This window comes from Tardiphaga robiniae (assembly GCF_013359755.1).
GTDB lineage: Bacteria > Pseudomonadota > Alphaproteobacteria > Rhizobiales > Xanthobacteraceae > Tardiphaga > Tardiphaga robiniae.
In genome coordinates this window covers 275,378-301,099 of the sequence record NZ_JABMCJ010000085.1, presented here as the reverse complement: position 1 = coordinate 301,099, position 25,722 = coordinate 275,378, and the positions used below count along the sequence as shown (strand labels likewise).

Here is a 25,722-nt window from a genome sequence, read left to right as displayed (position 1 = left end):
CCGTAGGCTGCGATGATGCACAGCCTATCAGTATGTTGTCCCCGCCCTGTGTGCCTGCAGCGCACACGGGGCGGGGACCCATACGCACCGAACTCTCGGTAGGGCGCTGTGGCTACGGCAATTTCTGACTTACTTCTCCTTGGGGTATGGATCCCCGCCTTCGCGGGGATGACATGCGGAGAGTGCCCACGTGGGCATGCACGCCCGTGAGGCCTTCCCGCACCGAAGCGCTCGCGATTCTCGTCGCAGTTGCCACCGCACTCCTCGTGGCAGCGCCCGTGATCAGCATCGCATTGCTGGCGCTGCAGCCGGAGCCTGAGCTTTGGCAGCATCTGATTGCCTATGTATTACCGCAAGCGCTGCGCGACACCGCAGCCCTCCTGATCGGCGTCGGTATCGTTACGCTCACAGTCGGCGCCGGCACCGCATGGCTGGTCTCGGCGCACGATTTCCCCGGCCGCACGCTCATGCTCTGGCTCTTGCCGCTGCCGCTGGCGATTCCGACCTATCTCGCCGCTTACGTCTATGTGGACCTGTTCGAGCCACTGGGTCTCGTCCATCGCGCGCTGGCAACGGCAATGTCGTTGCCCGGCGCGATCGGGTGGCTGCCGAGCCTGCGTTCGTTGCCCGGCGCCATCTTCGTGATCGGCATCGTGTTGTATCCTTACGTCTATCTCTCGGCCCGCGCGATGTTCCAGCATCGCAGCGCCGATTTTGCTGAAGCCGCGAAGATACTCGGTGCGGATCGCTGGACGACGTTCCGCCGTGTCTCGCTACCGATGGCGCGCCCCGCCCTCGCTGTGGGCCTCGCACTGGTATCGCTGGAAACGCTGAACGATATCGGCGCCAGCGAATATCTGGGCATTCGCACGCTCACCGTATCGGTTTTCACGACCTGGCTCAACCGCGGCAGCCTTGCAGGTGCTGCGCAGCTGTCATTGTTCATGCTCGCCATCGTCGCGGTGCTGATCGCCATCGAGCGCTTCGGCCGCCGCGAAGGCAGCGTGGAATTCTCTTCGGAGAATCCGCGGTTGGCACCGCGCACGCCTTTGACGGGTGCACGCGGATGGCTTGCTTTCACCGCCTGTCTCATCCCTGCCCTGCTCGGCTTCGCCGTGCCCTTGCTCTATCTGCTGCGTGAAAGCCTGCGCCGCGGTCTGCTGTCGATGGAAACGACGGTTTGGCGCGATGCCGGCCACACCATTGCGCTGGCCGCAATTGCCACGGGAGCCGCGCTGCTTCTCGGGCTCGTGGTGATCGTCGCTCAGCGCTGGCGTGCTTCGCGGCTGACTAACCTGTCGGTCGCTGTCGCCCAGACCGGCTATGCGCTGCCCGGAACGGTGCTGGCGCTGGGTCTGCTGACGCCGGTGCTGTTCATCGACAATGGATTCAGCAAGCTCGCCGGATGGCTCAGTCTCGCTTCGCCCGGGCTTGTCATGGTCGGCTCTGGCGCCGCCGTGGTGATCGCCTATGTGATCCGGTTCCTGGCGGTGCCGACCGGTTTCATCAAGGCCGGCTTCGAGCACATCCCCGTCGATTACGACGACAGCGCCCGCGCCGCCGGCGCACCGGCAATCACCACACTGCGCGTGATTCAACTGCCGCTATTGCGTCCGGCACTGTTCGGCGCCGTCATCGTCGTCTTCGTGGATTGCCTGAAGGAATTGCCGGCAACGCTGTTACTGCGACCGCTCAATGTCGAAACGCTGGCGACTTCGATCTATCAATATGCCAGTAGGGGCAGCTTCGAAGAGGGCGCACTCGCCGCACTGCTGATCGTCGCTGCGAGCATCGGTCCCGTCGTGTGGCTGACCCGCTTCGCCGACGTGCCTAGCGGGCCAGTGTAAGTCCAGACTGCGGTATTTACGAAAGCCGCGCGAGAGCTTTGACTAGGTGATCCTTCAGTTGATTTTCATTGAGGTAGAAATCCGGTTTTTCTGCAATCAGATCCACGTCTGTTGTTAAGCAATCGAGGCAAGCAAAAATTTCATCGAGCACGTAAAATTCCTCATCCGGAATCTTGCGGTAGTCGCTCTTGAACTTTCTCAGGTAAACATCAACGAGATCGCCTATGGCCATTTTCTCACTGAGATAGGCTTCAATAATGTCCCTGTACCCACGAGAAACGTCGCTCATTGCTCTTCTCCGAGATTAAGCGACTTCTCTGTCCACACTCTTTCTAGACTCTGCGAAGATCGCCCAGGCCGCCACGAACATCGCCGCAATCACGGGACCGACAACGAAACCGTTCAGACCGAGGGCGTCGATACCTCCGAGCGTCGCGATCAGCACCAGATAGTCTGGCAGCTTGGTATCCTTACCGACCAGCATCGGGCGCAGGATGTTGTCGACTAAGCCAATGACGAGAAATCCATAGGCGATCAGGATCACACCCTGAACGACCGAGCCCGTAGCCAGCAGATAGAGCGCGACCGGCATCCAGACGAGGCCAGCCCCCACCGCGGGCAACAGCGACAGAAACGCCATCAGCACGGCCCACAGCAACGCGGCATTGATGCCAAGGATCCAGAAGATCAACCCGCCGAGCGCGCCCTGTGCCAGCGCCACCAGAATGCCGCCCTTCACCGTGGCGCGGATCACCACCGTGAACTTCTCCATCAGATCATCGCGCAGCTCGGGCCGCAGCGGAATGGCATTCTTCACACGCTGCGACAACGCTTCGCCGTCCTTGAACAGAAAGAACAGCAGATAGAGCATGATGCCGAGATTGATGATGAAGTCGAACGTGCTCTGACCGATGTTCAGCGCCTGCGATGCAAAGTACTGACTGCCTTTGACGAGGCCCTCAGTCAGCTTGTCCTGCATGCCGCCAAGATTGGCAACGCCGAAGCGATCCAGCAGTCCCCTCGCCCATTGCGGGACGGCATCGAGTATCTGCTGCAGAAACGTGCCGAGATTGAACTGACCCGACTTCATCTTGCCGACAACGACAGCCGCTTCCTGCGCCAGCGATGCGCCAACCAATGTCAGCGGCAAGATCACGATCAGCACGATCAATCCCACGGTGAGCAAGGCGGCCGAGTTTGGATGCTTCGGCATCCGGCGCTCCAGTCGCCGATGCATCGGCGCGAACATGATCGCGATGACCACGCCCCACAGGATCGCGCTGTAGAACGAGCTCATGATCCAGCCGAAGGCCAACGTGACCACGACGATCAGAAGCAGGAAGAAACGGTCTTCGAGACTGGCGCGCATGTCGGCTTCCTAGAGCATGACCCGGAAAAGTGGAAACCAGTTTTCCGAAAGATCATGCTCAACTAAAGAGATGAGAGGGCAGATACTAACACGAATGCCCGGCACGAGGCCGGGCATCATGTCAACGTTCGGAATGCGCAATCGTTCAGGTGTTGGTCAGCGCGACCCGGAATTCAGCTTCGGTATTGGCCTTCACCTCATCGAGCGTCACGCCATCGGCGAGTTCGATGAGGGCCATGCCGTCATTGCCATGCTTGTCGATGGTGAACACCGCGAGATCGGTGACGACCATGTCGACGACGCGCTCACCGGTGAGTGGCAGATTGCAGCTCTTCAGCAGCTTGGCGCCATCCTTGGCGGAGTGCTCCATCACCACGACGACGCGCTTGACGCCGGCGACGAGGTCCATCGCGCCGCCCATGCCCTTCACCATCTTGCCTGGGATCATCCAGTTGGCGAGATCGCCATTCTGGGCGACCTGCATGGCGCCGAGGATCGACAGATCGATATGGCCGCCACGGACCATGCCGAACGAATCCGCCGACGAGAAATAGCTGGTCTCCGGCAGTTCGGTGACGGTCTGCTTGCCGGCATTGATGAGGTCCGGATCTTCCTCGCCCTCATAGGGGAAAGGGCCCATGCCGAGCATGCCGTTCTCGCTCTGCAGCTGAACGTCCACGCCTTCGGGAATGTAGTTCGACACCAGCGTCGGAATACCGATGCCGAGATTGACGTAATATCCGTCGCGCAGTTCTTTAGCCGCGCGCGCTGCCATTTGATCACGGGTCCAAGCCATCGTTCTCTCCTGTTTTTGCTTTTGGCGGTTACGCGGGACGCTGACGCGAGGTGACTTTTTCGATCCGCTTCTTGCCGGTACCGACCTCGACAATGCGCTTCACAAAAATGCCGGGGGTGTGAATGTGATCCGGGTCGATCTCGCCGGCCGGCACCAGATGCTCGACTTCGGCAATGGTGATCTTGGCGGCGGTCGCCATCATCGGGTTAAAGTTGCGGGCGGTCTTGCGATAGACGAGGTTGCCGGCGGTATCGCCCTTCCAGGCGTGCACGATGGCAATGTCGGCGAACAGACCACGCTCGAGCATGTAGGTCTCGCCATTGAATTCCATGGTCGGCTTGCCTTCCGAGATCAGCGTGCCGACGCCGGTCTTGGTGTAAAAGCCAGGAATGCCGGCGCCGCCGGCACGGATACGCTCGGCCAGCGTGCCCTGCGGGGAGAATTCGAGTTCCAGTTCGCCGGCCAGATACTGCTGGGCGAACAGCTTGTTCTCGCCGACATAGGACGAGATCATCTTCTTGATCTGGCGGGTTTCCAGCAGGCGCGACAGGCCGATGCCGTCAACGCCAGCGTTATTGGACACCACGGTGAGGTCCTTGACCCCGGAATCGCGCAAAGCGTCCGACAGGTCCTCGGCAATGCCGCAGAGGCCGAAGCCGCCGGACATGATCATCATGCCGTCCTTGAGAATGCCGTCGAGTGCCGATTTGGCGTCGGGGTAGACCTTGTTCATGGGAATCGACCTGATGCAGGAATGCGCTGAGAACCCAGCGGGCGCGGGCGGCTATGTCGTGGATTATTAGGCGGAAACTCCGCGGCAGGTCAATCGCGGGGGACTGCGACCCCATCACCCCCGCTATGGCCTTGAAAGCGTCAAGAAAACCCTTCAAATTGAGGACCTTGGACGTGGGCGCACGTGGATGCCGCCCCGCTATGTGTGACCACCAACCAACCCGGATAGTTCATTGACGAGTGCCCAAGGAATAAGACGCCTGGGGATGCCGATTGCGGCGCTCCTGGGTGTTGCAGTGATCGGGCTGTTCGCCATGTCGTGGCTGCTCAACCGCGATACGTTGCGTCATGCCGTGGAGGCCCAGATCCGCGCCGTGACCGGGCTGGATTTCGTCGTCAACGGCGCGGTGGATGTCTCGGTCTTTCCGGGTAGCTATGTCTCGTTTCACGATGTTGGTCTGAAAGGCGGCGGGTCGATCGATCCCGCTTTGACGGTCGACGTGTTGACGGCCAATCTGCGGTTGTTGCCGCTGCTGCTGCAGCGCTTCGAGATCGCCGACATGATGATGCTGCGGCCACGTATCCGCGTGATCCGCGAGGCCTCCGGCGAAAGCAACTGGACGCCATTCATCGAGTCCATCGCCCGCACCATGAGGCCGGGCGCTGAACAGCCACTATCCTTCTCCGAGATCCGGATTCAGGACGGCGTGCTGCATTATCAGGATCCGCATAACACCGAGCGTCTCGGCGACATCGACCTCTCACTGGCCTGGCCATCGATCTCGCGCTCATTCGCTGCAACCGGCCAGTTCGACTGGCGCGGCGAACGCATCGACGGCAGCCTCAGCGTCAGCGACTTCATTGCCGCACTGTCCGGCGAGCGCTCCGGTGTAAAGGCCCGCATCGCCGGTGCGCCGATCAAGCTGGCATTCGACGGCACCGTCGCCAACAAGGCCAGTCTGGTCATGGAAGGCACGCTGACTGCTGACAGCCTGTCGCTGCGCAATGCGCTGCGCTGGGTCGGTCAGGCACCGCCCGGCTCCGGCGGTTTCGGCCGCTTTGCCCTGAAGGCGCGCGCCAGCCTGGTCGGTCCGTCGATCGCGCTGACCAATGTCAATGTCGAGCTCGACGGCAACAGCGCCGAAGGCGTCATGACCTACAGCAACACCGGCCGTCAGACGCTGCAGGCCACCCTGGCTGCCGGCGCACTCGACTTCACGCCCTATGTGTCTACCGTGCGGCTGCTGGCCTCCGGCGCCCGTGACTGGAACCGGCAGTTGTTCGATCTGAACGCGCTGTCCACCACGGATCTCGATATGCGCCTGTCGGCCGCCAAGGTCACAGTTGGCTCCTCAGTGCTCGGCCGCACCGCGCTCGGCGCCAACCTGCGCGGCGGCACACTGGCGCTGTCGGTGGGTGAAGCGCAGATGTATGGCGGCATCGTCCGTGGTTCGTTCAATGTCGCCCATTCCGATGCCGTGGCCGATGTGAAGGCCCAGTTCCAGTTCAGCGATGTCGACCTGCAGGCCTGTGCCAGCGATCTGTTCGGCGTCAACAAGCTCACCGGCCGCGGCAATCTCAGCATGATGCTGGAGGCCTCGGGCTCATCGCCCTTCGGCCTCGCACAATCGCTTGACGGTAACGCAACGCTGACGGGCCACGACGGGGCGATCAGCGGCTTCAACGTCGAACAGCTTTTGAAAAGGCTGGAGCGACGTCCGCTGTCCGGCGCCGGCAATTTCCGCTCGGGTTCGACGCCGTTCAACACGCTCAACATGTCCGTGAAATTCAACGACGGCATCGCTACCGCACAGGATATCCGTATCGATGGTCCCGCTGCGAAACTGACGCTGACCGGTACCGCGTCGGTGCCGGCGCGCGAATATGACTTCAAGGGCATCGCCAGTCTCAACCCGGCGGCAAATGGCACCGGCGGCTTCGAGCTGCCTTTCGTGATCCAGGGCCCGTGGGACGATCCGCTGATCTTCCCAGATCCAGAAAGCCTGATCCGTCGTTCGCCGGGCGCGGCGCCTTTGCTGGATGCAGTGAAGGATCGCAAGACCCGCGACGCCGTACGCTCGGTGATCGAGCGCTTTACGGGCGTGCCCAAACAGGCGCCGGTAGCAGAACCGGATAAGCCCGCCGATGCACCTGCGGCGGCAGCACCTGCGGATGCAGCACCAAAGGCGAACTAACTTTTTGCCTTACAACGGCGCGGCGCTTTCGCCCCGGGCGCTCGACAGTTTAGACACCAGCGATGCCAGCACGATAACGACGGCGATGAACCCGACGATCAGCGTGCAGATGGCGTTGATCTCCGGTTTCACGCCAAGACGCACTTCCGAATAGATCCTGATCGGTAGCGTCGCCGAACCCGGCCCGGTCGTAAAACTCGCGATGACGAGATCGTCCAGCGACAGCGTGAAGGCCAGCATCCAGCCGGCGGCAATGGCCGGCCAGATCAGCGGCAACGTAACGGCTATAAATGCGCGGAGCGGATCGCGGCCAAGATCCATCGCCGCTTCCTCGAGGCTGCGATCAATCCCCGCGAGGCGCGATTGCACCACGACGGCGACGAAGCACATGGTGAGTGTGGTGTGGGCGATGGTCACCGTGACAAAGCCGCGCCCGGCATCCAGCGCCACGAACAGCAGCAGCAGTGACAGGCCGGTGATCACCTCGGGCATCACCAGCGGCGCGTAGAGCATCCCGGACATCAGCATGCGACCGCGAAACCCCGCACCACGCGTCAACGCTATCGCGGCCAAAGTGCCGAGCAGCGTTGCCAGCGTTGCTGACACGACCCCCACGCGAAGGCTCATCCAGGCAGCATCGAGCATCGCGCGGTCATTGAAGAATTCGGTGTACCAGCGCGTCGACCAGCCGCCCCACACGGTCACGAGGCGAGACGCGTTGAACGAATAGATGACCAGAATGACGATCGGCAGATAGAGAAACGCCAGGCCAAGCACCAGCGACGTGACGTTAAAGCGCGACAGGCGGAGCGGATGCACGGCCATCAGCGCGCCTCCAATTGCCGGCGCTGCAGCCGGTCATAGACCAGTAACGGGATCAACAGCAGTCCGAGCAACACGATGGCAGTGGCAGAGGCGACCGGCCAATCCTTGTTGGTGAAGAATTCGAGCCACAGCGTCTGGCCGATCATCAATGAATTCGATCCGGCGAGTAGATCGGGTATGACGAATTCGCCCATGATCGGAATGAAGCACAGCAGTGCACCGGCGCCGACGCCGCGCAGGGACAAAGGAACCGTCACCAGCCAGAAGGCGTCGATGCGCGAGACGCCGAGATCGGCGGCGGCCTCGATCAGCGACGGGTCCTGCTTCGCCAGCGTGGCATAGAGCGGCAGGATCATGAAAGGCAGATAGGAATAGACGATGCCGAGATACATCGCGCTGTCTGTGGACAGCCAGACAACCGGCATCGACACGATGTGCAGCGCAAGAAGGACCTTATTGAGCAAACCGTCATGCTGCAGGATGTTGATCCAGGCATAGATGCGGATCAGGAACGAGGTCCAGAACGGCACGATCACCAGCATCATTGCGACGCCCTGCCAGCGCCGCGGCAACCGCGCCATGCCATAGGCGATGGGATAACCGACCGCGAGCAAGATCAGGGTCGACACCACCGCGACGAGGACACTGCGCAGATAGGACGCAAGATAGAGATTGTCGGAAACGAGCAGCCGGAAATTATCCAGCGACAGCGCGGTAAACGACGCCTTTAGTCCATCGGTCCCCTCGGACAGCCCGAACACCGGCAGATAAGGCGGCTGCGCAATCGCTGTCTGCGACAGGCTGATCTTCAGCACGAAGCCGAAGGGTACCAGAAAGAACAGCACCATCCAGACATAGGGCGGGATCGCAGCCAGCCGCGCCGGTGCCGTAAAGATGCGATTGCGGCTCATTGAACCAGCACCACGCAATCATCGGGGGCGAACCATGCCGCAACGCGCTCGCCGATCGAATAGGCATCGACATCGAGCCGCGCCGTATTGGCGAGAGCGACCCGCAATGTGGCTCCACGGTCGAGCTTCACTTTGTAGAGCGAGCGACCGCCGAGATAGCCGACGTCGGAAATGACACCCTCAAGGCTGTTCATGGCGCCGCTATTGATGAGGTCCGTTGCAGGCCCGCGACGCGACAACCGGATCTTCTCCGGGCGGATCGCAACGCAGATGACCGCATCGCCGACAGGCTGTCGCGGCTCGATCGCAAACAGGGTTCCTACATCGCGGCCTGCAATGGTCAGGCGATGACTGTCGCGGTGCGTGATGCCACCCTCGATGATGTTGATGTCGCCGACGAACTCCGCGATCCAGCGCGATGCCGGCGCCTCATAGAGCTGTCGCGGTGTCGCGACCTGTTGCAGGCGACCTTCATTCATGACGCCGATGCGGTCGGCCATGGTCATCGCCTCCTCCTGATCGTGGGTGACGATCACGAAGGTGGTCCCAAGCTGGCGCTGCAGCGCCATCAACTCGACCTGGGTTTCCTCGCGCAGCTTCTTGTCGAGAGCTGCCAGCGGCTCATCGAGCAGCAACAATTGCGGATGCCGCGCCAGCGCCCGGGCGAGCGCCACGCGTTGTTTCTGGCCACCCGACAATTGATCCGGCCGGCGTTTCTCCAGTCCCTGGAGCTTGACCAGCGCCACCATCTCGGCAACCCGCGTATCGATGCCGAGACGCGTCAGGCCAGCGCTCTTGAGACCGAAACCGATATTGTCGCGCACGTTGAGATGCGGAAACAGCGCGTAGTTTTGGAACATCATGTTGACGGGCCGCTGATGCGGCAAGACCGCGGCGATATCCTCGCCGTTCAACTCGATCTTGCCCGTGTCCGGCGCTTCGAAACCAGCCAGCATGCGCAGTAACGTGGTCTTGCCACAGCCGCTCGGGCCAAGCAGCGCGAAGAATTCACCGGCCTTGATGTCCAAAGAGAGATCGTTGACTGCGCTATGCGCGCCGAATTTCTTGGTGACACCGTCGATCCGCAGCAAGGGCGTGGGATAGGCGATGACCGGCGCATCGCTGGCCGCCGGATCCGCGACTGTCGCAGTGAGATTCGTCATAACCGCAAGCTAGCCGCGGAACGCCGCGGGCTCAACAGCATCAGCACTTCGCAACGGCCTGTCGCTCAACCGACCATGCGCGCGGCGGGCGCAGCGGCGGCAATCCGTCCGACCAGCGCAGCATATTGCGCAATCGGGGCAGGACGCCCGATGAAGTAGCCTTGTACGCCGTCGCAGCCTTCGCTGGCGAGGAAGCAGAGTTGCTCGTGGGTCTCGACGCCTTCCGCAACGATCGCGACGTCGAGGCCATGGCCCAGCCCGATGACCGCGCGCACGATGGCAGCGGACTGCGGATTGAGCCCCAGATTGATCACGAAAGCGCGGTCGATCTTGATCTTGTCGAACGGGAATGCCTGCAGATAGGTCAGCGACGAATAGCCGGAGCCGAAGTCGTCCATCGAGATGCGCACGCCGAGCGCCTTCAACCGCCGCAGCAATGCGACGCCGCGATCGAAATCCTCGATCAGCACACCCTCGGTGATTTCCAGCTCAAGGCGACCGGGCTGCAGGCCGGTTTCGAGCAGGATCGAATGCACGAGGCCGACAAGATCACCATGCATGAACTGCGCGGGCGACAGATTGACCGCGATCTGCAGCGGGACCGGCCACGAGGCAGCCTCAAGGCAGGCCTGGCGCAGGATCCACTCGCCCATCTCGACGATCAGGCCACTTTCTTCGGCCAGCGGAATGAAGTCTCCGGGCGGCACGAAACCGCGCGTCGGATGAATCCACCGCGCCAGTGCCTCGAAGCCCGTAATGTCGGCATCGACGACGGTCTGGCCAGCGCGAGCCTGGGGTTGGTAGTGCAGCGACAATTCGCCATTGCGGATCGCGGCCGAGAGGTCCTGATGCAGCACGCGGCGATCGCGCAGTTGCTGGTCCATTTGCGGCTCGAAGATGCTGATCGAACCGCGCGACTGCGACTTGGCACGGAACAGCGCCGCGCCGGAATTCGCCAGCAACGCGGCCGGGTCATGGCCGTCGCGCGGGAACAGCGAGATGCCCGTGGTGACGCCCGTCCGCACCGATTTGCCCTCGATCGGGAATTCCTCCGCAAGGGCCGCGGAGATCCGCTCTGCGATCAACAGCCCAGCCGCGGGCTGCGCGCCGTCGATGATCACGCCGAACTCGTCACCGCCGAGCCGCGCCACAACTCCGCCGCCCACGGCTGCATCGACACGACGCGACACTTCGATCAGCAGCTTGTCACCGATGGCGTGACCGAAGACATCGTTGACCTCCTTCAGGCCGTCGAGATCGATCGACAGCACCGCGAATTCCTCAGAGGTCTCGCCGCAGGCATCGATCATCTGCGACAGAGCCTGCAAGAAGGCCGGGCGGTTCGGCAGATCGGTCAGGCCGTCGTGATAGGCCATATGCGCCATCCGCGCCTCGGTCTGGCGACGGTCGGTGACATCTTCGTGGGTCTTGATCAGATATTGCGGCTCGCCTGCTTCGTCGAGCACGGTGACCCGCCGGGTCAGGAACAGCCGCAATCCGTCGCGCGTGCTGATCGGATGCTCTTCCGCAATCGGTGTTCGGCCCCTGATCGCGGCCTGATCCCGGCTGACGATCAGCTTCGCTTCTTCCGGGCGAAGCATTTCGGGAACGGTCAGACCGATAGCGTCTTCGCGCTTGCGACCCAAAATGACCTCTGCGCCGCGGTTGGCGAACAGATAACGACCGGTGCTGATCTGTTGCACCATCAGCGACACAGGAATGTTGTCGAGCACGGTCTCAAGGAATTTCTTGGCGTTCTCCAGTTCCTTGGACAGCGACTTGCGGTCGGTCACATCCTCGAACAGCGCAATCAGAAATGCCGGCTCATTGCGTTCGTTAAAGGCAATCACGCGATTGCTATCCAGCGTGCGGAGGTCTGAACCAATCTCCACATTGAACTCGCTGCGACACTGACTGCGCGTTTCCACTGCTAGGGCATCGGCTTCGGCAATCGCTTTCGCAGACTGTGCGGAGAATATCTGATCCGGTCGCTTGCCAACGATCTTATCGCGCGAGAGCCGAGAGAAGGTCTCGAAAGCCCGGTTGGCGAAGATATAGCGGCCATCGTCAATGGTCTTGGCCGCGACGCAGATCGGGACGTGATCAAGGACAGATTCGAGGAATTGCTTGGTGGTCGCAAGCTCGCGCTGCAGGAAACGCTGCTCGGTGCAGTCCTCATGAATGCCAATGGCGCCGCCATTGGGAAGCCGGCTGAACTTGACGTGAACGGATTGCCCGCCGGGCATTTCGGCAATGTACTCGCCGGCGGAAACAGTCTGCTCGTAGAAGCTCTGGGTGGCCAGATCGAGCTTGCCACGCTGGCGGCGTAACTCACGCAATTCTGGACCGGTAATATCCTTGGTGATGTCGGCGCGCGTCAGGTCGTAGATCTCAAGATAGCGATCGTTGCAAAACACGACCCGCTTCTGGTCGTCGAGCATCACGATGCCTTGGCCGAGATGATTGAGGGCAGAACCGACAAACGCATTGCGACGATGCTGCTCGCGACGCACATTGCGCAGTGCCGAGGCGACCCACAGCACAATGGCGGCGAGAAATGCCAGCGCGACAAATCCACCGATGAGGATCTGCCAGATCATTTGCGGGTCGAGTTCACTGATATAATGAACCGCCGGAGATTCTGCGTGGGCTCCGGCAATGCTGCCGAGAAGGCACGCGACTGCGATGACGGACACTGCCGCCTTGCTGTCTGATCGCCCGATCTTGCCAGTCATTACACACCCGCGTATTCGCAGCGTGAGTGTTTGGTTACAGGTATGTGGATCAGGTAAATGCGTATCGTCGCACCTGCAGAATGCGGCGAAATTTGGTGGTAATTAGCTGTGATGCTTAATGTTTTACTAATGCGCCACATGCGCAAGGTCGAACCGCAGCTGACCGGCGCAGCAAACTATCGGACGCGACATGGACAAGGTTGAATGCGTGGTGGTGGGCGCCGGCGTCGTGGGTCTTGCGATCGCCCGGCGACTGGCGGAAGCGGGACGCGAGGTCATCGTGCTAGAGGCCGCGGACGCGATCGGTACCGTGACCTCGTCGCGCAACAGCGAGGTCATCCATGCCGGCATCTATTATCCGGCCGGAAGCCTGATGGCACGGCTCTGCGTCGCTGGAAAACAGGCGCTCTATGATTATTGCCGCGATCGCGGCATCCCACATCGCAACTCCGGGAAACTGATCGTCGCCACACGTCCGGAGGAGATAGCCAAACTGGCGTCGATCAAAGCGCATGCCGAAGCCAATGGCGTCGCTGACCTCAAGCAATTATCCGGGACAGAGGCACGGGCGCTGGAGCCGGCACTGGCTTGCGAAGCCGCGCTGTTGTCCCCCTCCACGGGGATCGTCGACAGCCACAGCTACATGTTGTCGCTGCGCGGTGAAGCGGAAGCCGCGGGCGCGGCCTTCGCATTCCTCGCGCCCCTGGAACGTGGCCGGGTCACCGCCGACGGTTTCGAACTGGATGTCGGCGGCGAAGCTCCGATGACACTAGCCTGCGACATGCTGATCAATTCAGCAGGCCTGTCCGCAACCGCGATCGCTCGCATGCTCGACGGCATGCCGCTCGACCTCATACCGCCCGCTTATCTGGCGAAGGGCTGCTACTTCAGCTGCAATGCGAAAGCACCGTTCTCGCGGCTGATCTATCCCGTGCCGGAACCGGGCGGCCTCGGCGTGCATCTCACGCTCGATCTGGCCGGCCAGGCGCGTTTCGGCCCTGACGTCGAGTGGGTGGATCATATCGACTACACGGTCGATCCGGCACGCGGAGAGAGGTTCTATCCGGCCATCAGGCGCTACTGGCCGAGTCTGCCGGACGGCGCATTGATGCCAAGCTATTCCGGAATGCGGCCGAAGATCGTGCCGCCCGCAGTCGCGGTGCAGGACTTCATGATCCAGGGTGCCCAGACCCATGGCGTGCCGGGCCTTATCAACCTCTTCGGCATCGAGTCACCGGGGCTGACATCATCGCTGGCCATCGCGGACTACGTGGCTGAGATGGCGGGACATTGAACGCGAAAGGTTGCAGGCGAAGCGATCCAGGCCAACCGAATACTGGAGCTTCGTCGCAAACCTATCGCGGGATGAGGGGAAGACGTCATCGCACCTACGCGAAAGCAGTGACGTAGACGGCGATGTCGATGCTGTGATTTATCGTTCGCTGATCAGTGCAGCCGTTGATCAGTGCACCGTTTCGCTGGCCCCATTTTTGAGACGCTGGATTTCGTCCCTGACCATCAGTTTTCGACGCTTGAGTTCGACGATGCGGAGATCGTCGGTAGACAGGTGCACGAGCGCTTCGTGCAATTCGCTTTCGAGAACTTTGTGCTTGCGTTCCAGTTCGACGAGATGCGCCTGTAGTGCCATTCGAAAACTCCTCGGTAGGATTGAACCTCAGGATACGTTCGGTTGGACGATGAATTCTACATGACGGTGGACATCTGTCGATGGGTATTGAAAAGTGTATTTTGAGTTTCAGGTATCGTGTGAAACGAATCGTGACCTGATCGCGCCGCAAAAACATGGAACCGGACGGCTTGCGTGGTGCGCCTGCACCGGCGATAGTCATCCTAGAAATTCCTCGCAAATGACTTGCGAATCCAGTCAGCTAGAAACATGAACGACGACGAAGATCGCGAACTCCCGTTAGAACTCGCCCGATTGCAGCAGGAACATCGCGACCTCGACGCCGCTATCGATGCCTTGCAACATTCACCGGCACCCGATCTTTTGCGACTGCAGCGGTTGAAGAAGAGGAAGCTTCAGCTGAAAGACCGGATCTCCTTCATCGAAGATCAGATCACCCCGGATATTATTGCCTGAGACAATGCGTCACGCTGTGGCTGTGGGTTGAAGAACGGCCAGGACTGCGAACTCAACGCGCGATGATCGATGGATCGGCTTCCTTTAACTCGCGTGAATGCAGCAGGCTGGGCGTTGAACTCGCCCGTCGTCAAAACCTTGCTTCGCGACGGCCGCCGCTCTTTTCGCGCGGCATCGTAGGCACGACAGCCAGACTTAATTCTGGCCAGCATCGCATTGTGGCGCGGTGAAAACTGCTGGGCTCCGCGAATTGATCGCCATGGCGCTCGCGCTAGCCGACGTGACGCTCGCAACGCGCAAGCCAGCTATTGCGGCCTAATAGGAGCGGAATGGGGCGACTGCAAACGAGGCGCTGTCGAAACTTGACAATAAGAACAAAATAAGAACATTCTTGTGCCGAGATCAATCGACTCGTGAGGGCACCATGGCCGATATCACCTATTATGTCGCACTGCCCTTCCTACACGACGACTCTGGTTCGCCGGCCGCCGGTGCCGCCGAGGAATGTCAGAGCGCATCCGGCGCCATCCGCCGCGCCGAACTATTGTCCCGTGCGCCAGGTTCGATCGGCGCACTGGCCTTCAGCCGTACCGGCGATCCGATGATCGGCGAGTTCGGCGACGCCCAGGTGATCCGCGCCTTTGGCGAAGTGCCAAACGACCTCAGCGCGCTGTAAGGGCGCCAACGCCGACAATCGACTAACTACACTTTCGCGCGTCGCGCGGTCTTGCGCACATACATCGCCCTGTCGGCCTGAACCAACGCGGCTTCGCCATCGACATCGGGACCCAGCAGTGCGACGCCTGCAGAGGCGCCAGCCGACACGTTGATGTCGCGGAAGACGAAAGTGAGCTGGTCGATCGCCACGGCGCGGGTCAGCTCGCGGACAAAGCCACGGCGGTTGAGAATGTCGAGCAGGAAGTCGGTTTCCGCCGAAGCTCGCAATTCGGCAATCTTCGCCTCCGCCTGTGTGAGTTGCGCTTCCAGCCGCCGCATCGTGAGCGCTGCCGCCGACGCGCGGCTTTTCGGCAGCGACACCAACGCCTTGGAACCCCGAACTGCCGGCTTCATGGAACGTTTGACTGACTTTGCAGCAGGCGTTCGGGTTTTCTTTTGCATGGGATTTGTTACAAGGCTTGCCAGTCTTCACCAAGACGAGATCATGTTTGCCACGCTCCTTGCCACGCAAGGGGACGACATTGTATTTCCAGCCTATCTTTCTGGATTCGCGAAAGAAAATACGGAATGACCGCGCCCGTCGCCATTATTATGGGAAGCCAGTCGGACTGGGAAACCATGCGCCACGCCGCCGAAACGCTGACCGCGCTCGGCGTATCCCATGAGGCGCGCATCGTCTCGGCCCACCGCACGCCGGACCGGCTGGTCGCATTCGCCAAGGGCGCCAAGGCAGCGGGCTTCCAGATCATCATCGCCGGTGCCGGCGGCGCTGCACATTTGCCCGGCATGGCCGCGGCGTTGACGGAGCTCCCGGTGTTCGGCGTGCCCGTGGAATCCAAGGCGCTGTCCGGCGTCGACTCGCTTTATTCGATCGTACAGATGCCGGGCGGCGTGCCCGTCGGCACGCTGGCCATCGGCAAGCCCGGCGCGATCAATGCGGCACTGCTCGCAGCGAGCGTGCTGGCGCTGCACGACACGGCACTGGCGACAAAGCTCGCCGCCTGGCGCAAGGCGCAGACCGATGCCGTGGCTGAAAAGCCGGAAGGTGCGGCGTGAGCGCTGTGGTGACGAAGGTTCTCAAGCCGGGCGATACGATCGGCATTCTCGGTGGCGGCCAGCTCGGTCGCATGTTGGCGATGTCCGCAGCACGCCTCGGCCTCCGCTGTCAGGTTTTTTCACCGGATCCGGATTCGCCGGCTTTCGATGTGGTGCAGAACGCGACATGTGCTGAATATGCGGATGTCGAGGCGCTCGAACTGTTCGCCAGTGATTGCGACGTCATCACCTACGAATTCGAGAACGTGCCGGCCGCCACCGCGATGATCCTCGACGCGCGGCGCCCGGTTCTGCCCGCACAGACAATCCTGCAGACCACGCAGGATCGTCTGGCCGAGAAGGATTTTGTAACGTCACTGGGTATCGGCACGGCCGGTTACGCAGGTGTTGCGAATGCTGGCGAGCTTCATGCCGCGGTCAAGAAGATCGGTCTGCCAGCTGTCATCAAGACACGTCGCTTCGGTTATGACGGCAAGGGCCAGGCAATCATCCGCGAGGGTGACGATCTCGATCAGGTCTGGAAGGACCTCGGCACCAATTCCGCGATCCTTGAAGCCTTCGTGCCGTTCGAACGCGAGGTCTCGGTCATCGCTGCACGCGGCGCCGACGGTCAAGTCGAATGTTTCGACGTCACCGAGAACGAGCACCGCGATCACATCCTGAAATTCTCCTATGCGCCCGCACGCATCTCCGACGCGCTTGCCGCGAAGGCACGCGAGATCGCCGAGAAGATCGGCACTGCGCTGGGCTATGTCGGCGTCTTTGCCGTCGAACTGTTTGTCGTGCCCGGTAAGGACAGCGCGACGCTTGTCGTGAACGAAATTGCGCCGCGCGTGCATAATTCCGGCCACTGGACGCTCGATGGCGCCTCGGTGTCGCAATTCGAACAGCACATCCGCGCCATCGCCGGCTGGCCGCTCGCCAAACCCGTCCGCCACGGCCAGGTCACCATGATCAACCTGATCGGCGACGACATTCTCGACTACGGCAAGTGGCTTACCGTCCCCGGCGCCACCGTGCATCTCTATGGCAAGGGCGCGCCGAAGCCCGGCCGCAAGATGGGCCACGTGGTTGAAGTGAAGCCGGCGACGTAACGGCGCCGGCTTCACCGCCTCATTCGTCAGGCGGTCGCCTTGCCTTCCACCACACCAGTGGGCTCGTCACTCAGCCAGCGATAGATCGCGCCGCCGAGAACACCGCCAACCAGCGGTGCCACCCAGAACAGCCACAACTGCTGCAGTGCCCAGCCGCCGACAAACAATGCCGGCCCAGTGCTGCGCGCCGGATTCACCGACGTGTTGGTGACTGGAATGCTGACGAGGTGGATCATCACCAGCGCAAGCCCGATTGCCAGCGGCGCGAAGCCCGCAGGGGCCTTGCCGTGTGTGGAGCCCATGATGATGAACAGGAACATCATGGTCATCACCACTTCCATGATGAAGCCCGCGACCATGCTGTATTTGCCGGGCGAATGATCGCCGTAGCCGTTCGACGCAAAGCCCTTGGCAAGGTCGAAACCGGCAGCGCCGCTGGCGATGACATACAACACGGCCGCACCTGCAACCGCACCGACGACCTGCGCAATCACATAAGGGAGAATCTGGCCGGCGGGGAAACGTCCACCCGCCGCAAGGCCCACGGTGACCGCAGGATTGAGATGGCAGCCCGAAACGTGGCCGATGGCATAGGCCATGGTCACGACGCTGAGGCCGAAGGCCAGCGAGACGCCGACGAGACCGATACCGACCTGCGGAAATGCCGCCGCTATTACGGCACTGCCGCAGCCTGCAAATGTGAGCCAAAAGGTGCCGATCAGCTCGGCCGCGTATTTTTTCCCATTCATGATGCTCTCCGGTCGTAATCGGCGTCCCGGCTGAGTCGCCACGGGAATTATGCGTCCGTGCTCCAATACCTGTCGAGACAGGGAACCTGCCCTATCCCCACCCGGGAAAATTCGGAAAAAATACGTTATTTTCCCGGCCCAGAAGGTTAAAATGACGGCGCCGCAAGGTGGACATTCGCCATTTCATCTGGTACATCGGCGCCCTTGAGGTTAAGGGCATGGCCTTTGTCGGCCCTTCACTTTACCGAAATTCAAATCCGATCAATTGAAAAGAGGATGCCGCGTGCAGGTTCTCGTTCGCGATAATAACGTCGATCAGGCTCTCAAGGCGCTGAAGAAGAAGATGCAGCGCGAGGGTATTTTCCGCGAGATGAAGCTCCGCGGTCACTACGAGAAGCCCTCTGAGAAGAAGGCTCGCGAGAAGGCTGAGGCTGTGCGTCGCGCACGCAAGCTGGCTCGCAAGAAGCTGCAGCGCGAAGGCCTGCTGCCGATGAAGCCGAAGCCGGTGTTCGGCGCGGGTCCTGGCGCCGATCGTGGCGGCCGTCCCGGCGCTGGCGGCGCAGGCGCTCCGCGTCCGGCGCGCTAAGCGCACTTCATCCACCGAGTTTGATAACGCGGGCCAAAGCCCGCGTTATTTTTTTGCGCAGTTGCTTTTTGCGCGAACTACTTCTTTGGCGCGCTGGTCTTGATCGGGTGCATTTTGCCCGATGTCGCGCTACCAATAGGTCATTGGTCGCTGCGTGAGATTGGCCCTGCATGGAATGTCCCGTCCGCAAGTCCCCGTCCCGCTTCGGCGCCCGCGGTCTTACCGCGATTGCCCTTATCGTTACGGGTCTGTGCGGCACCGGATGCTCGTTCAACCTGTCGTCACTAACACCAGGGTCTGACAAGGACGAACCGAAGACGACGGCTCTGGCGCCTCCGCCGCCCGCGAATGCCGGCAAGACCAATCCGCAGGATGCACAGATCCACGCTGCACGCGCGCAGGCGCTCGCACAATCCGGCAAACCCGATGACGCGCTGCTGGCCTTCAATCAGGCACTCGACCTCGATCCGCACAGTGCGCAGACCTTCTACCAACGCGGGCTGCTCTATCAGTCCGAGAAGAAATATGAATTTGCCATCGCGGATTTTACGTCGGCCAACGGCCTGACGCCGCAGCAGGCCGATCCCCTGCTCGGCCGCGCGCAATGCTATCTCGCCCTCGGCAAAAACCAGGAAGCCGCAGCGGATCTCGACGAGGCTTCGCAGGTGGCACCGGGCAATGCGCAGGTCTGGCTGACCCGCGGCGCGACCTATGAGAAGCTTGGCGACAGGGCCAAGGCCGCAGACTCCTACAGCCGCGCGGTCGCGCTGCGCCCGAAGGACGATGCCGCGCGGAACGGCCTCGCCCGCACGGGTGGACGCGCGGGCTAGCTAAAGCTGGCAGGAGTCAGGCTGATACCAATACGACGTCGCCCTGCATGCGTGAGAGCGGCGCGCGGAAAATCCACCGTTCCCTTACCGCTCGAACGGGCGCGGGATCACCGAATTGAACACCGACTTTGCCGCAGACAGCACATCTTCGGCCACGTTGGTGCGCTCAGATCGCGGTGTGCCAGCAGCATCCGCTTGCAGATCCATCGGCTGCGGCGTCGGGATGTCACCGGGCGGACGAATGCGACGTACTTCGGGGCGTTCGGCCTGCGAGGGCATAGGATCGAGCTTCTCGACGCTTGGCGTCGCCACCACGATCGGCGGCGGCAGCTGCTGCATCGACGGAGGGGGAACAGTCCGTGCGGCTTCCTGCACCCGCGGCGCCTCCGGAGGGCGCGGGGTCTCAGGCGTACGAGCAGCTTCCTGGGGTCGCGGCTCGCTGCGGTTCAGGCGCTCGATGGCCGCACGGGCGAGATCGTTGGCGTCGCGGCGTTCATCCGCGCTGGCATTCGCCGCCGGCGCAGTGCCCACGGTGGCAAGGACGGGCGCAGGCGCGGCCGGAGCCGGCGCGGGTTTGACCGCTGCCTTCTCGCGCAATGCCGGCTGATGGCGGCGCGACTCGGGTGTCGTGGCCGCCTCGGGCTTTTCGATGCTGGCCTTCTCGACCACCGGCTTGTCGCCGGCCTTGGCCGGGACCGATTCGGGCAGATTGGCGAGGTCGGCAGAATTCTCGGCGGGCTTAGCTGTCGCTGCGTTGGTGTCAGGCTTCGGCTCCGCAGGCGTCGATGCAACAGCCGCAGCGGGGCGATCCGGGCTCGCCTTCGGGATGATGTAGTGATTGACGATATAGGCACCCACGATCGTCGCCAGAATCGACGGCAAGATATCGATGGTGAACTTCGAGAGATACTTGTGCAGCATGAACCGGCCTCTTCCCCAAGCTGCTTCATGCTAGGAATTTGAGGCTGATTCAGGGATCAATCGCGACGGATCGAAGGCAAAGTTCCAATCCGTCGCATTGAATTGTTTCAGGTGGTCCTCAGCAGGCTAAACACAATGAACCGGCAGCCGCTGGAGGCAGACAAGGTTAAGCTTTCTTAACCTCGACCTCGAGAAACACGATTTCCTTGTCGGTTTCATTCAGAACGTCATGCTCGACGCCTGCCTTGCGGAAATAGGATTTGCCGGTCGTGATCGGCGCCTGCGATCGGGTGCCGTCCGGCGCAACGATGGTCATCACGCTCGTGGTGATCGGCACGATCACATAGTCCATCCCATGGGTGTGGTGACCAGTCGCCGCGCCAGGCGCGAGTCGCCATTCGGTGACGCGAACTTCGGGCGTGTCCTGCTGAACATCGGACTGGGCAGCGAGCATTGTCTCATTCTCCAAAGTGGTCACGGCACAAACACCATGAAGATGAATACCGCAAACACCACCAAGTGAACCAGCCCGAACAGGATGTTTGTGCGTCCGGTGCCAAAGGTCAGCATGCTCAGCACGAACGTCATCACCAGCAGCACCATCTTCTGCGCACTGAGACCGAGCACCAGTTCCTTGTTCAACGCATAGGCCGCCACCGCAACCGCAGGTATCGTCAGTCCGATGGTGGCGAGCGATGAACCGAGTGCGAGGTTGATGCTCTTCTGCAGATCGTTGCCACGCGCCGCAGAAATAGCGGCGACGCTTTCCGGCAGCAAGATCAGCAGCGCCACGAGAATGCCGGCGAAAGCTTCCGGTGCACCGATCCGTTCGATACCGGCGTCCACCACCAGCGAGAATTTCTTCGCCAGCAGCACCACCGCCAGCAACGAGACCAGCAGCAAAACGGCGCTGACGACCAGCAGACGGTTGGAAACATGCCCGCCTGCGGCACCTTCGCCACTTCCGTCTGCAACGAAGTAATCCTGATGTCGGATGGTCTGTGTGTAGAGAAACACCGCATAGAGCATGATGGTGGCGACGCTGACAAAAGCGAGCTGTGCGTTCGAGTAGAACGGTCCCGGAGTGGTCAGGGTGTAATTCGGCAGGATCAGCGTGATGGTCGCCATCACAATCAGTACGCTGAGATAAATATTCGACCCCGTGACCTGAAAATCCTGCTCTCGGTAACGCAACCCTCCAACGAGGATGCAGATGCCGACCAAACCGTTGCAAACGATCATCACCACCGCGAAGACAGTATCGCGCGCCAGCGTCGGGACGGCCTTGTCACCCAGCATGATGGAGGCGATCAGCGCCACCTCGATGATAGTCACGGCCAGTGTCAGCAACAGCGTGCCGAACGGTTCGCCGATCTTGTGTGCGATGACTTCGGCATGATGCACGGCGGCGAACACCGTGCCGAACAGGATGACCAGCAGAACAACCGCGAACACAATGCCAGCAGTCGTCTCCGTGAATCCGATCCCGAGCGAAGGAATTGACGTCGCGATAAAAAGCAGAACGGCCAACGTGGGGAAAATCCAGGACGATCTGGGCATGGGATGTGCTGACATCAAGCAAGTGTCCTGATTGAAAACGGGTTCGGCAGCAAGCGACACGCCGCTATTGCAGACCCACAAAACCGATTGCGCGGCGGGATCATGCCGTCTCGCCAAACTGCATATGATGCGTATAGTTGCGTATCACCTGAAGGTGAGTTTGCAAGAAAGTGGGAGAGGAAGCGAGATGTTTTCACATGTCATGATCGGCACCAACGACCTCGAAGCCGCGAAGTCGTTTTATGACAAGCTGCTCGGCACGCTGGGCGTCCCGCCCGGCGCCGTCGATCGCCACCGGGTTTTCTGGCGGACCAAGACCGGTACTTTCTCGGTGTCGAAGCCGATCAATGGCGAGCCTGCTTGCGCTGCCAATGGCGGCACCATCGGCTTTCTCGCCAAATCGCAGGAAGAAGCCGATGCCTGGCACGCCGCCGGCATCGCCAATGGCGCCACCACCTGCGAAGAACCGCCGGGCATCCGCGAAGGTGGCGTGAAGCTTTATCTGGCCTATCTGCGCGACCCCGACGGCAACAAGCTGTGCGCGCTGTATCGCTTGCCAAAGGAAGACGCTGCGAGCTGACGTTCCAAACGGAAGACGCCCGGCTTGTAGCCGGGCGTTTTAACGAAGTCCGTAGGAGCGAGTTACATCGCCTTGACGATGTTCTCGGTGACCTTCTTCGCGTCACCTAGCAGCATCATCGTGTTGTCCCGATAGAACAGCGGGTTGTCGATGCCGGCATAGCCGGACGCCAGCGAGCGCTTGATGAACATCACGGTGCCGGCCTTCCAAACCTGCAGCACCGGCATGCCGTAGATCGGCGAGGTCTTGTCGTCTTCCGCTGCCGGATTGGTGACGTCGTTGGCGCCGATCACGAAGGCGATGTCAGCCTGTGCGAATTCCGAATTGATGTCCTCGAGTTCGAACACCTCATCATAAGGCACGTTGGCTTCCGCCAGCAGCACGTTCATGTGGCCGGGCATGCGGCCTGCCACCGGATGAATGGCGTATTTCACCTCGACGCCTTCCTTCTTCAGCGTATCGGCCATCTCACGCAGCGCGTGTTGCGCCTGCGCCACCGCCATGCCGTAGCCGGGCACGATGATGACCTTCTGCGCGTTCTTCATGATGAATGCCGCGTCGTCCGCCGAGCCGAGCTTGGCCGGCTTCTGCTCACCCGAGCCACCACCGGCTGCAGCGGTCTCGCCGCCGAAGCCGCCGAGGATGACCGAGATGAAGGAGCGGTTCATCGCGTGGCACATGATGTAGGACAGGATCGCGCCGGACGAGCCGACCAGCGCACCGGTGATGATCAGCGCCGAATTGCCCAGCGTAAAGCCGATGCCCGCAGCTGCCCAGCCGGAATAGGAGTTCAGCATCGAGATCACGACCGGCATGTCGGCGCCGCCGATCGGGATGATCAGCAGAGCGCCGAGCACCAGTGCGATGACGGTGATGAGCCAGAAATCCACGGCGCTGCCCGAGCGGACCAGACCGAAGATGAAGAACACCAGCGCCAGGCCGAGCGCGATATTGATGATGTGACGCGCCGGCAGGATGATCGGCGAGCCGCTCATGCGGCCGGAGAGCTTGGCGAACGCTATCACCGAGCCGGTGAAGGTCAGCGCGCCGATGGCGACGCCGAGCGACATTTCGACGAGGCTGGCGCCGACGATCTTCTTGGTCACCGGATCGAGAATGCCGAAGGCTTCCGGCGCATAGAACGCGCCGGCGGCAACCAGCACCGCGGCCATGCCGACCAGCGAGTGGAAGGCCGCGACCAGTTCGGGCATCGAGGTCATCGGCACGCGCTTGGCGATGACCGCGCCGATGCCGCCACCGATGGCGATACCGAGGATCACCAGGACCCAGCCGAGCCCATCGGCCGGCGGATGCGCGGCCAGCGTGGTGCCCACGGCGATGACCATGCCGGCCATACCGAGGAAATTACCCTGCCGGCTGGACGCCGGGCTGGACAGCCCGCGCAGCGACAGGATGAAGAGGATGCCCGCGACGAGATAGAGCAGTGCGGCGAGATTGGCGTTCATCGGGCTGCCCTTACTTCTTTTTCTTCTGGTACATCGCAAGCATGCGCTGCGTGACCAGGAAGCCGCCGAAAATATTGACGCATGCAAAGATCAGCGCGACGAAGCCGAAGCCCCGCGCCAAGGCGCCGCCACTGCCGACCATGTTGACGCCGACCGCGAGCAGCGCGCCGACCACGATCACCGAGGAGATCGCGTTGGTCACCGACATCAGCGGCGTATGCAGCGCGGGCGTCACCGACCACACCACGAAATAGCCGACGAACACGGCAAGCACGAAGATCGAGAGCTGAAAGACGAACGGGCTGACCAGCGAGGCATGATCCATGGCAGCGCTCCTTAAGCGGTCTTCGGCTGAAAGTTCGGATGAATGACGGCGCCGTCCTTGGTCAAAGCCGTTGCCTTGACCAGTTCGTCGTCCCAGTTCACCGCGAGCGCCTTGGTCTCTTTGTTGACCAACGTTTCGATGAACGAGAACAGATTGCGCGCATAGAGGCTCGACGCCGAGGCGGCGACGCGGCCGGCGACATTGGTATAACCAACGATCTTGATGCCGTTGACGTCAGCGACTTCGCCGGGCTTGGCGCCTTCGACATTGCCGCCGCGTTCGACCGCAAGATCGACCAGCACCGAACCGGGCTTCATGGACGCCACCATCTCGGCGGTGACCAGACGCGGCGCGGGCCGGCCCGGGATCAGCGCGGTGGTGATAATGATGTCCTGCTTCTTGATGTGCTCGGCAGTGAGCGCGGCCTGCTTGGCCTGATATTCCTTGGACATTTCCTTGGCGTAGCCGCCAGCAGTCTGCGCGTTCTTGAACTCGTCGTCTTCCACGGCCAGGAATTTCGCGCCAAGGCTTTCGACCTGTTCTTTCGTGGCCGGGCGCACATCCGTCGCGGTGACCACGGCGCCGAGGCGGCGCGCGGTCGCGATCGCCTGCAGGCCGGCAACGCCGACGCCCATCACGAATACCTTGGCGGCCGGAATGGTGCCGGCGGCTGTCATCATCATCGGAAAAGCGCGGCCGAAGCTTTCGGCGGCCTCGATGACGGCGCGGTAGCCGGCGAGATTGGCCTGGCTCGACAGCACGTCCATCACCTGCGCACGGGTGATGCGCGGCATCAACTCCATCGCGAAGGCCGACACGCCGGCATCGGCCATTGCCTTCAGTGCGGCGTCGTTGCCATAGGGGTCCATGATCGCGATCACCAGCGCACCGCGCTTGTAACCGGCGAGTTCGGACACCTCGGGACGCTTCACCTTGATGACGATGTCGGCATCCTTCACCGCATCGGCGCTGATGGTGGCGCCAACGGCCGTGTATTCCGAATCCGGCAGGCCGGACTTGATGCCGGCGCCAGGCTCAATCGCCACATCGACGCCGAGCGCCTTGAACTTCTTCACCGTGTCGGGCGAGATCGCCACGCGCGGTTCGGACGGATCGATTTCCTTGGCAACGGCAATCTTCATGGGGCCTCCGGCGGCGCAAGGCACGCGCGTGAGCAAATAGGACAGGACGCCACCCGTG

Annotated in this window: 28 protein-coding genes; 11 read left to right on the top strand and 17 right to left on the bottom strand. The window is 61.6% G+C overall.

Translation table 11 applies throughout. The annotated features are described in order from the left end of the window. The first annotated feature begins 173 nt into the window (after positions 1 to 173). Positions 174 to 1,847: an ABC transporter permease gene (locus tag HP556_RS17025; RefSeq protein ID WP_175367831.1), complete on the top strand. Its 1,674-nt coding sequence runs from the start codon at positions 174 to 176 to the stop codon at positions 1,845 to 1,847. A 16-nt stretch (positions 1,848 to 1,863) separates the two neighbouring features. Here HP556_RS17025 and HP556_RS17020 read toward each other — a convergent pair whose 3' ends face one another. The 4 genes from HP556_RS17020 to HP556_RS17005 form a co-directional block, all read right to left on the bottom strand. After that, positions 1,864 to 2,136 (bottom strand): colicin immunity domain-containing protein, encoded by a 273-nt coding sequence (locus tag HP556_RS17020; RefSeq protein ID WP_175367830.1) that lies wholly within the window; start codon positions 2,134 to 2,136, stop codon positions 1,864 to 1,866. Between the two features lie 15 nt (positions 2,137 to 2,151). Beyond that, positions 2,152 to 3,216: an AI-2E family transporter gene (locus HP556_RS17015; RefSeq protein ID WP_175367829.1), complete on the bottom strand. Its 1,065-nt coding sequence runs from the start codon at positions 3,214 to 3,216 to the stop codon at positions 2,152 to 2,154. A 145-nt stretch (positions 3,217 to 3,361) separates the two neighbouring features. After that, positions 3,362 to 4,012: a 3-oxoacid CoA-transferase subunit B gene (locus HP556_RS17010; RefSeq protein WP_175367828.1), complete on the bottom strand. Its 651-nt coding sequence runs from the start codon at positions 4,010 to 4,012 to the stop codon at positions 3,362 to 3,364. Positions 4,013 to 4,040: 28 nt separating this feature from the next. Continuing rightward, complete coding sequence (locus HP556_RS17005; protein ID WP_068728766.1) at positions 4,041 to 4,745, bottom strand: CoA transferase subunit A; 705 nt, start codon at positions 4,743 to 4,745, stop codon at positions 4,041 to 4,043. A gap of 265 nt (positions 4,746 to 5,010) precedes the next feature. On the opposite strand from HP556_RS17005, the gene HP556_RS17000 reads away from it, so the two are divergent. After that, positions 5,011 to 6,939, top strand: a complete 1,929-nt coding sequence (locus HP556_RS17000) for an AsmA family protein (protein WP_175367827.1) — start codon at positions 5,011 to 5,013, stop codon at positions 6,937 to 6,939. A gap of 9 nt (positions 6,940 to 6,948) precedes the next feature. Here HP556_RS17000 and HP556_RS16995 read toward each other — a convergent pair whose 3' ends face one another. The 4 genes from HP556_RS16995 to HP556_RS16980 all read right to left on the bottom strand — a co-directional run bounded on the left by HP556_RS16995 (position 6,949) and on the right by HP556_RS16980 (position 12,573). Next, positions 6,949 to 7,764: an ABC transporter permease gene (locus HP556_RS16995; RefSeq protein ID WP_175367826.1), complete on the bottom strand. Its 816-nt coding sequence runs from the start codon at positions 7,762 to 7,764 to the stop codon at positions 6,949 to 6,951. After that, positions 7,764 to 8,675: an ABC transporter permease gene (locus tag HP556_RS16990; protein WP_175367825.1), complete on the bottom strand. Its 912-nt coding sequence runs from the start codon at positions 8,673 to 8,675 to the stop codon at positions 7,764 to 7,766. Before HP556_RS16990 ends, HP556_RS16995 begins: the two co-directional genes overlap by 1 nt. Continuing rightward, positions 8,672 to 9,838 carry an ABC transporter ATP-binding protein gene (locus HP556_RS16985; protein ID WP_175367824.1) on the bottom strand — a complete coding sequence of 389 codons (1,167 nt, stop codon included), beginning with the start codon at positions 9,836 to 9,838 and terminating at the stop codon, positions 8,672 to 8,674. Before HP556_RS16985 ends, HP556_RS16990 begins: the two co-directional genes overlap by 4 nt. Before the next feature lie 65 nt (positions 9,839 to 9,903). Next, on the bottom strand, positions 9,904 to 12,573 hold the full coding sequence (locus HP556_RS16980; protein ID WP_120287129.1) for a sensor domain-containing protein: 2,670 nt from the start codon (positions 12,571 to 12,573) through the stop codon (positions 9,904 to 9,906). 190 nt (positions 12,574 to 12,763) lie between these two features. On the opposite strand from HP556_RS16980, the gene HP556_RS16975 reads away from it, so the two are divergent. Next, on the top strand, positions 12,764 to 13,867 hold the full coding sequence (locus HP556_RS16975; RefSeq protein ID WP_120287130.1) for an NAD(P)/FAD-dependent oxidoreductase: 1,104 nt from the start codon (positions 12,764 to 12,766) through the stop codon (positions 13,865 to 13,867). A 168-nt stretch (positions 13,868 to 14,035) separates the two neighbouring features. Here the strand turns inward: HP556_RS16975 and HP556_RS16970 are convergent, their stop codons facing one another. Beyond that, complete coding sequence (locus HP556_RS16970) at positions 14,036 to 14,221, bottom strand: YdcH family protein (RefSeq protein WP_068728781.1); 186 nt, start codon at positions 14,219 to 14,221, stop codon at positions 14,036 to 14,038. A gap of 249 nt (positions 14,222 to 14,470) precedes the next feature. Between HP556_RS16970 and HP556_RS16965 the strand changes: the two genes are divergently transcribed. Together HP556_RS16965 and HP556_RS16960 are read left to right on the top strand one after the other, a co-directional pair. Then, entirely contained in the window at positions 14,471 to 14,677 is a 207-nt protein-coding gene (locus tag HP556_RS16965) for a YdcH family protein (protein WP_068728782.1), read from the top strand. A 424-nt stretch (positions 14,678 to 15,101) separates the two neighbouring features. Beyond that, complete coding sequence (locus HP556_RS16960) at positions 15,102 to 15,353, top strand: hypothetical protein (protein WP_089265896.1); 252 nt, start codon at positions 15,102 to 15,104, stop codon at positions 15,351 to 15,353. Between the two features lie 26 nt (positions 15,354 to 15,379). On the opposite strand, the gene HP556_RS16955 is transcribed toward HP556_RS16960, so the two are convergent. Continuing rightward, the gene (locus tag HP556_RS16955) at positions 15,380 to 15,673 is read right to left on the bottom strand and encodes a hypothetical protein (RefSeq protein ID WP_338117582.1); all 294 of its coding nucleotides are present in this window, start codon (positions 15,671 to 15,673) and stop codon (positions 15,380 to 15,382) included. Between the two features lies 1 nt (position 15,674). Here HP556_RS16955 and HP556_RS30490 point away from each other — a divergent pair, with 1 nt between their 5' ends. From HP556_RS30490 to HP556_RS16945, 3 genes are read left to right on the top strand one after another with little or no spacing between them, the layout of a single operon-like run. Beyond that, positions 15,675 to 15,926, top strand: coding sequence for a hypothetical protein (locus HP556_RS30490; protein ID WP_338117581.1), 252 nt, complete (start codon positions 15,675 to 15,677; stop codon positions 15,924 to 15,926). After that, positions 15,923 to 16,411, top strand: coding sequence for a 5-(carboxyamino)imidazole ribonucleotide mutase (gene purE / locus HP556_RS16950; protein ID WP_068728790.1), 489 nt, complete (start codon positions 15,923 to 15,925; stop codon positions 16,409 to 16,411). The genes HP556_RS30490 and purE overlap by 4 nt, the downstream gene beginning before the upstream one ends. An 8-nt stretch (positions 16,412 to 16,419) precedes the next feature. Next, positions 16,420 to 17,505, top strand: a complete 1,086-nt coding sequence (locus tag HP556_RS16945; RefSeq protein ID WP_309943157.1) for a 5-(carboxyamino)imidazole ribonucleotide synthase — start codon at positions 16,420 to 16,422, stop codon at positions 17,503 to 17,505. 26 nt (positions 17,506 to 17,531) lie between these two features. On the opposite strand, the gene aqpZ is transcribed toward HP556_RS16945, so the two are convergent. Next, positions 17,532 to 18,254: an aquaporin Z gene (aqpZ, locus tag HP556_RS16940; protein ID WP_093757126.1), complete on the bottom strand. Its 723-nt coding sequence runs from the start codon at positions 18,252 to 18,254 to the stop codon at positions 17,532 to 17,534. Between the two features lie 283 nt (positions 18,255 to 18,537). On the opposite strand from aqpZ, the gene rpsU reads away from it, so the two are divergent. Both rpsU and HP556_RS16930 read left to right on the top strand, forming a co-directional pair. After that, complete coding sequence (gene rpsU / locus HP556_RS16935) at positions 18,538 to 18,840, top strand: 30S ribosomal protein S21 (protein ID WP_089265892.1); 303 nt, start codon at positions 18,538 to 18,540, stop codon at positions 18,838 to 18,840. Positions 18,841 to 19,010: 170 nt separating this feature from the next. Beyond that, a complete protein-coding gene (locus HP556_RS16930) occupies positions 19,011 to 19,670 on the top strand; it encodes a tetratricopeptide repeat protein (RefSeq protein ID WP_175367821.1) in 660 nt (219 codons plus the stop codon). An 84-nt stretch (positions 19,671 to 19,754) separates the two neighbouring features. Here the strand turns inward: HP556_RS16930 and HP556_RS16925 are convergent, their stop codons facing one another. The 3 genes from HP556_RS16925 to HP556_RS16915 form a co-directional block, all read right to left on the bottom strand. After that, positions 19,755 to 20,591, bottom strand: coding sequence for a hypothetical protein (locus HP556_RS16925; protein WP_338117580.1), 837 nt, complete (start codon positions 20,589 to 20,591; stop codon positions 19,755 to 19,757). 166 nt (positions 20,592 to 20,757) lie between these two features. Further along, positions 20,758 to 21,045: a cupin domain-containing protein gene (locus tag HP556_RS16920; protein ID WP_068730343.1), complete on the bottom strand. Its 288-nt coding sequence runs from the start codon at positions 21,043 to 21,045 to the stop codon at positions 20,758 to 20,760. A gap of 20 nt (positions 21,046 to 21,065) precedes the next feature. Continuing rightward, complete coding sequence (locus HP556_RS16915; RefSeq protein ID WP_120288005.1) at positions 21,066 to 22,166, bottom strand: calcium:cation antiporter; 1,101 nt, start codon at positions 22,164 to 22,166, stop codon at positions 21,066 to 21,068. 172 nt (positions 22,167 to 22,338) lie between these two features. On the opposite strand from HP556_RS16915, the gene HP556_RS16910 reads away from it, so the two are divergent. Further along, positions 22,339 to 22,731 (top strand): VOC family protein, encoded by a 393-nt coding sequence (locus HP556_RS16910; protein ID WP_089265890.1) that lies wholly within the window; start codon positions 22,339 to 22,341, stop codon positions 22,729 to 22,731. A 62-nt stretch (positions 22,732 to 22,793) separates the two neighbouring features. Here HP556_RS16910 and HP556_RS16905 read toward each other — a convergent pair whose 3' ends face one another. Genes HP556_RS16905 through HP556_RS16895 form a run of 3 tightly spaced genes read right to left on the bottom strand, consistent with a single transcriptional unit; the run spans position 22,794 to position 25,664 of the window. After that, entirely contained in the window at positions 22,794 to 24,197 is a 1,404-nt protein-coding gene (locus tag HP556_RS16905; protein WP_093757128.1) for an NAD(P)(+) transhydrogenase (Re/Si-specific) subunit beta, read from the bottom strand. A gap of 10 nt (positions 24,198 to 24,207) precedes the next feature. Next, entirely contained in the window at positions 24,208 to 24,522 is a 315-nt protein-coding gene (locus tag HP556_RS16900) for a proton-translocating transhydrogenase family protein (protein ID WP_089265888.1), read from the bottom strand. Between the two features lie 11 nt (positions 24,523 to 24,533). Next, the gene (locus HP556_RS16895) at positions 24,534 to 25,664 is read right to left on the bottom strand and encodes a Re/Si-specific NAD(P)(+) transhydrogenase subunit alpha (protein WP_120287134.1); all 1,131 of its coding nucleotides are present in this window, start codon (positions 25,662 to 25,664) and stop codon (positions 24,534 to 24,536) included. Between the last annotated feature and the right edge of the window lie 58 nt (positions 25,665 to 25,722).

What these genes read in the sequence shown, in the direction of transcription:
- HP556_RS16910 (WP_089265890.1), top strand. Translation starts at nt 22,339, where the DNA reads ATGTTTTCACATGTCATGATCGGCACCAACGACCTCGAAGCCGCGAAG.
- HP556_RS16980 (WP_120287129.1), bottom strand. Translation starts at nt 12,573, where the DNA reads ATGACTGGCAAGATCGGGCGATCAGACAGCAAGGCGGCAGTGTCCGTC.
- HP556_RS16895 (WP_120287134.1), bottom strand. Translation starts at nt 25,664, where the DNA reads ATGAAGATTGCCGTTGCCAAGGAAATCGATCCGTCCGAACCGCGCGTG.
- HP556_RS17015 (WP_175367829.1), bottom strand. Translation starts at nt 3,216, where the DNA reads ATGCGCGCCAGTCTCGAAGACCGTTTCTTCCTGCTTCTGATCGTCGTG.
- purE (WP_068728790.1), top strand. Translation starts at nt 15,923, where the DNA reads ATGACCGCGCCCGTCGCCATTATTATGGGAAGCCAGTCGGACTGGGAA.
- HP556_RS16905 (WP_093757128.1), bottom strand. Translation starts at nt 24,197, where the DNA reads ATGAACGCCAATCTCGCCGCACTGCTCTATCTCGTCGCGGGCATCCTC.
- HP556_RS16920 (WP_068730343.1), bottom strand. Translation starts at nt 21,045, where the DNA reads ATGCTCGCTGCCCAGTCCGATGTTCAGCAGGACACGCCCGAAGTTCGC.
- HP556_RS16925 (WP_338117580.1), bottom strand. Translation starts at nt 20,591, where the DNA reads ATGCTGCACAAGTATCTCTCGAAGTTCACCATCGATATCTTGCCGTCG.
- HP556_RS17005 (WP_068728766.1), bottom strand. Translation starts at nt 4,745, where the DNA reads ATGAACAAGGTCTACCCCGACGCCAAATCGGCACTCGACGGCATTCTC.
- HP556_RS16970 (WP_068728781.1), bottom strand. Translation starts at nt 14,221, where the DNA reads ATGGCACTACAGGCGCATCTCGTCGAACTGGAACGCAAGCACAAAGTT.
- HP556_RS16990 (WP_175367825.1), bottom strand. Translation starts at nt 8,675, where the DNA reads ATGAGCCGCAATCGCATCTTTACGGCACCGGCGCGGCTGGCTGCGATC.
- HP556_RS16985 (WP_175367824.1), bottom strand. Translation starts at nt 9,838, where the DNA reads ATGACGAATCTCACTGCGACAGTCGCGGATCCGGCGGCCAGCGATGCG.
- HP556_RS16960 (WP_089265896.1), top strand. Translation starts at nt 15,102, where the DNA reads ATGGCCGATATCACCTATTATGTCGCACTGCCCTTCCTACACGACGAC.
- HP556_RS16975 (WP_120287130.1), top strand. Translation starts at nt 12,764, where the DNA reads ATGGACAAGGTTGAATGCGTGGTGGTGGGCGCCGGCGTCGTGGGTCTT.
- HP556_RS16955 (WP_338117582.1), bottom strand. Translation starts at nt 15,673, where the DNA reads ATGCGGCGGCTGGAAGCGCAACTCACACAGGCGGAGGCGAAGATTGCC.
- HP556_RS16995 (WP_175367826.1), bottom strand. Translation starts at nt 7,764, where the DNA reads ATGGCCGTGCATCCGCTCCGCCTGTCGCGCTTTAACGTCACGTCGCTG.
- HP556_RS17020 (WP_175367830.1), bottom strand. Translation starts at nt 2,136, where the DNA reads ATGAGCGACGTTTCTCGTGGGTACAGGGACATTATTGAAGCCTATCTC.
- HP556_RS16965 (WP_068728782.1), top strand. Translation starts at nt 14,471, where the DNA reads ATGAACGACGACGAAGATCGCGAACTCCCGTTAGAACTCGCCCGATTG.
- HP556_RS16900 (WP_089265888.1), bottom strand. Translation starts at nt 24,522, where the DNA reads ATGGATCATGCCTCGCTGGTCAGCCCGTTCGTCTTTCAGCTCTCGATC.
- aqpZ (WP_093757126.1), bottom strand. Translation starts at nt 18,254, where the DNA reads ATGAATGGGAAAAAATACGCGGCCGAGCTGATCGGCACCTTTTGGCTC.
- HP556_RS16915 (WP_120288005.1), bottom strand. Translation starts at nt 22,166, where the DNA reads ATGTCAGCACATCCCATGCCCAGATCGTCCTGGATTTTCCCCACGTTG.
- HP556_RS17025 (WP_175367831.1), top strand. Translation starts at nt 174, where the DNA reads ATGCGGAGAGTGCCCACGTGGGCATGCACGCCCGTGAGGCCTTCCCGC.
- HP556_RS16930 (WP_175367821.1), top strand. Translation starts at nt 19,011, where the DNA reads ATGGAATGTCCCGTCCGCAAGTCCCCGTCCCGCTTCGGCGCCCGCGGT.
- HP556_RS17000 (WP_175367827.1), top strand. Translation starts at nt 5,011, where the DNA reads ATGCCGATTGCGGCGCTCCTGGGTGTTGCAGTGATCGGGCTGTTCGCC.
- HP556_RS17010 (WP_175367828.1), bottom strand. Translation starts at nt 4,012, where the DNA reads ATGGCTTGGACCCGTGATCAAATGGCAGCGCGCGCGGCTAAAGAACTG.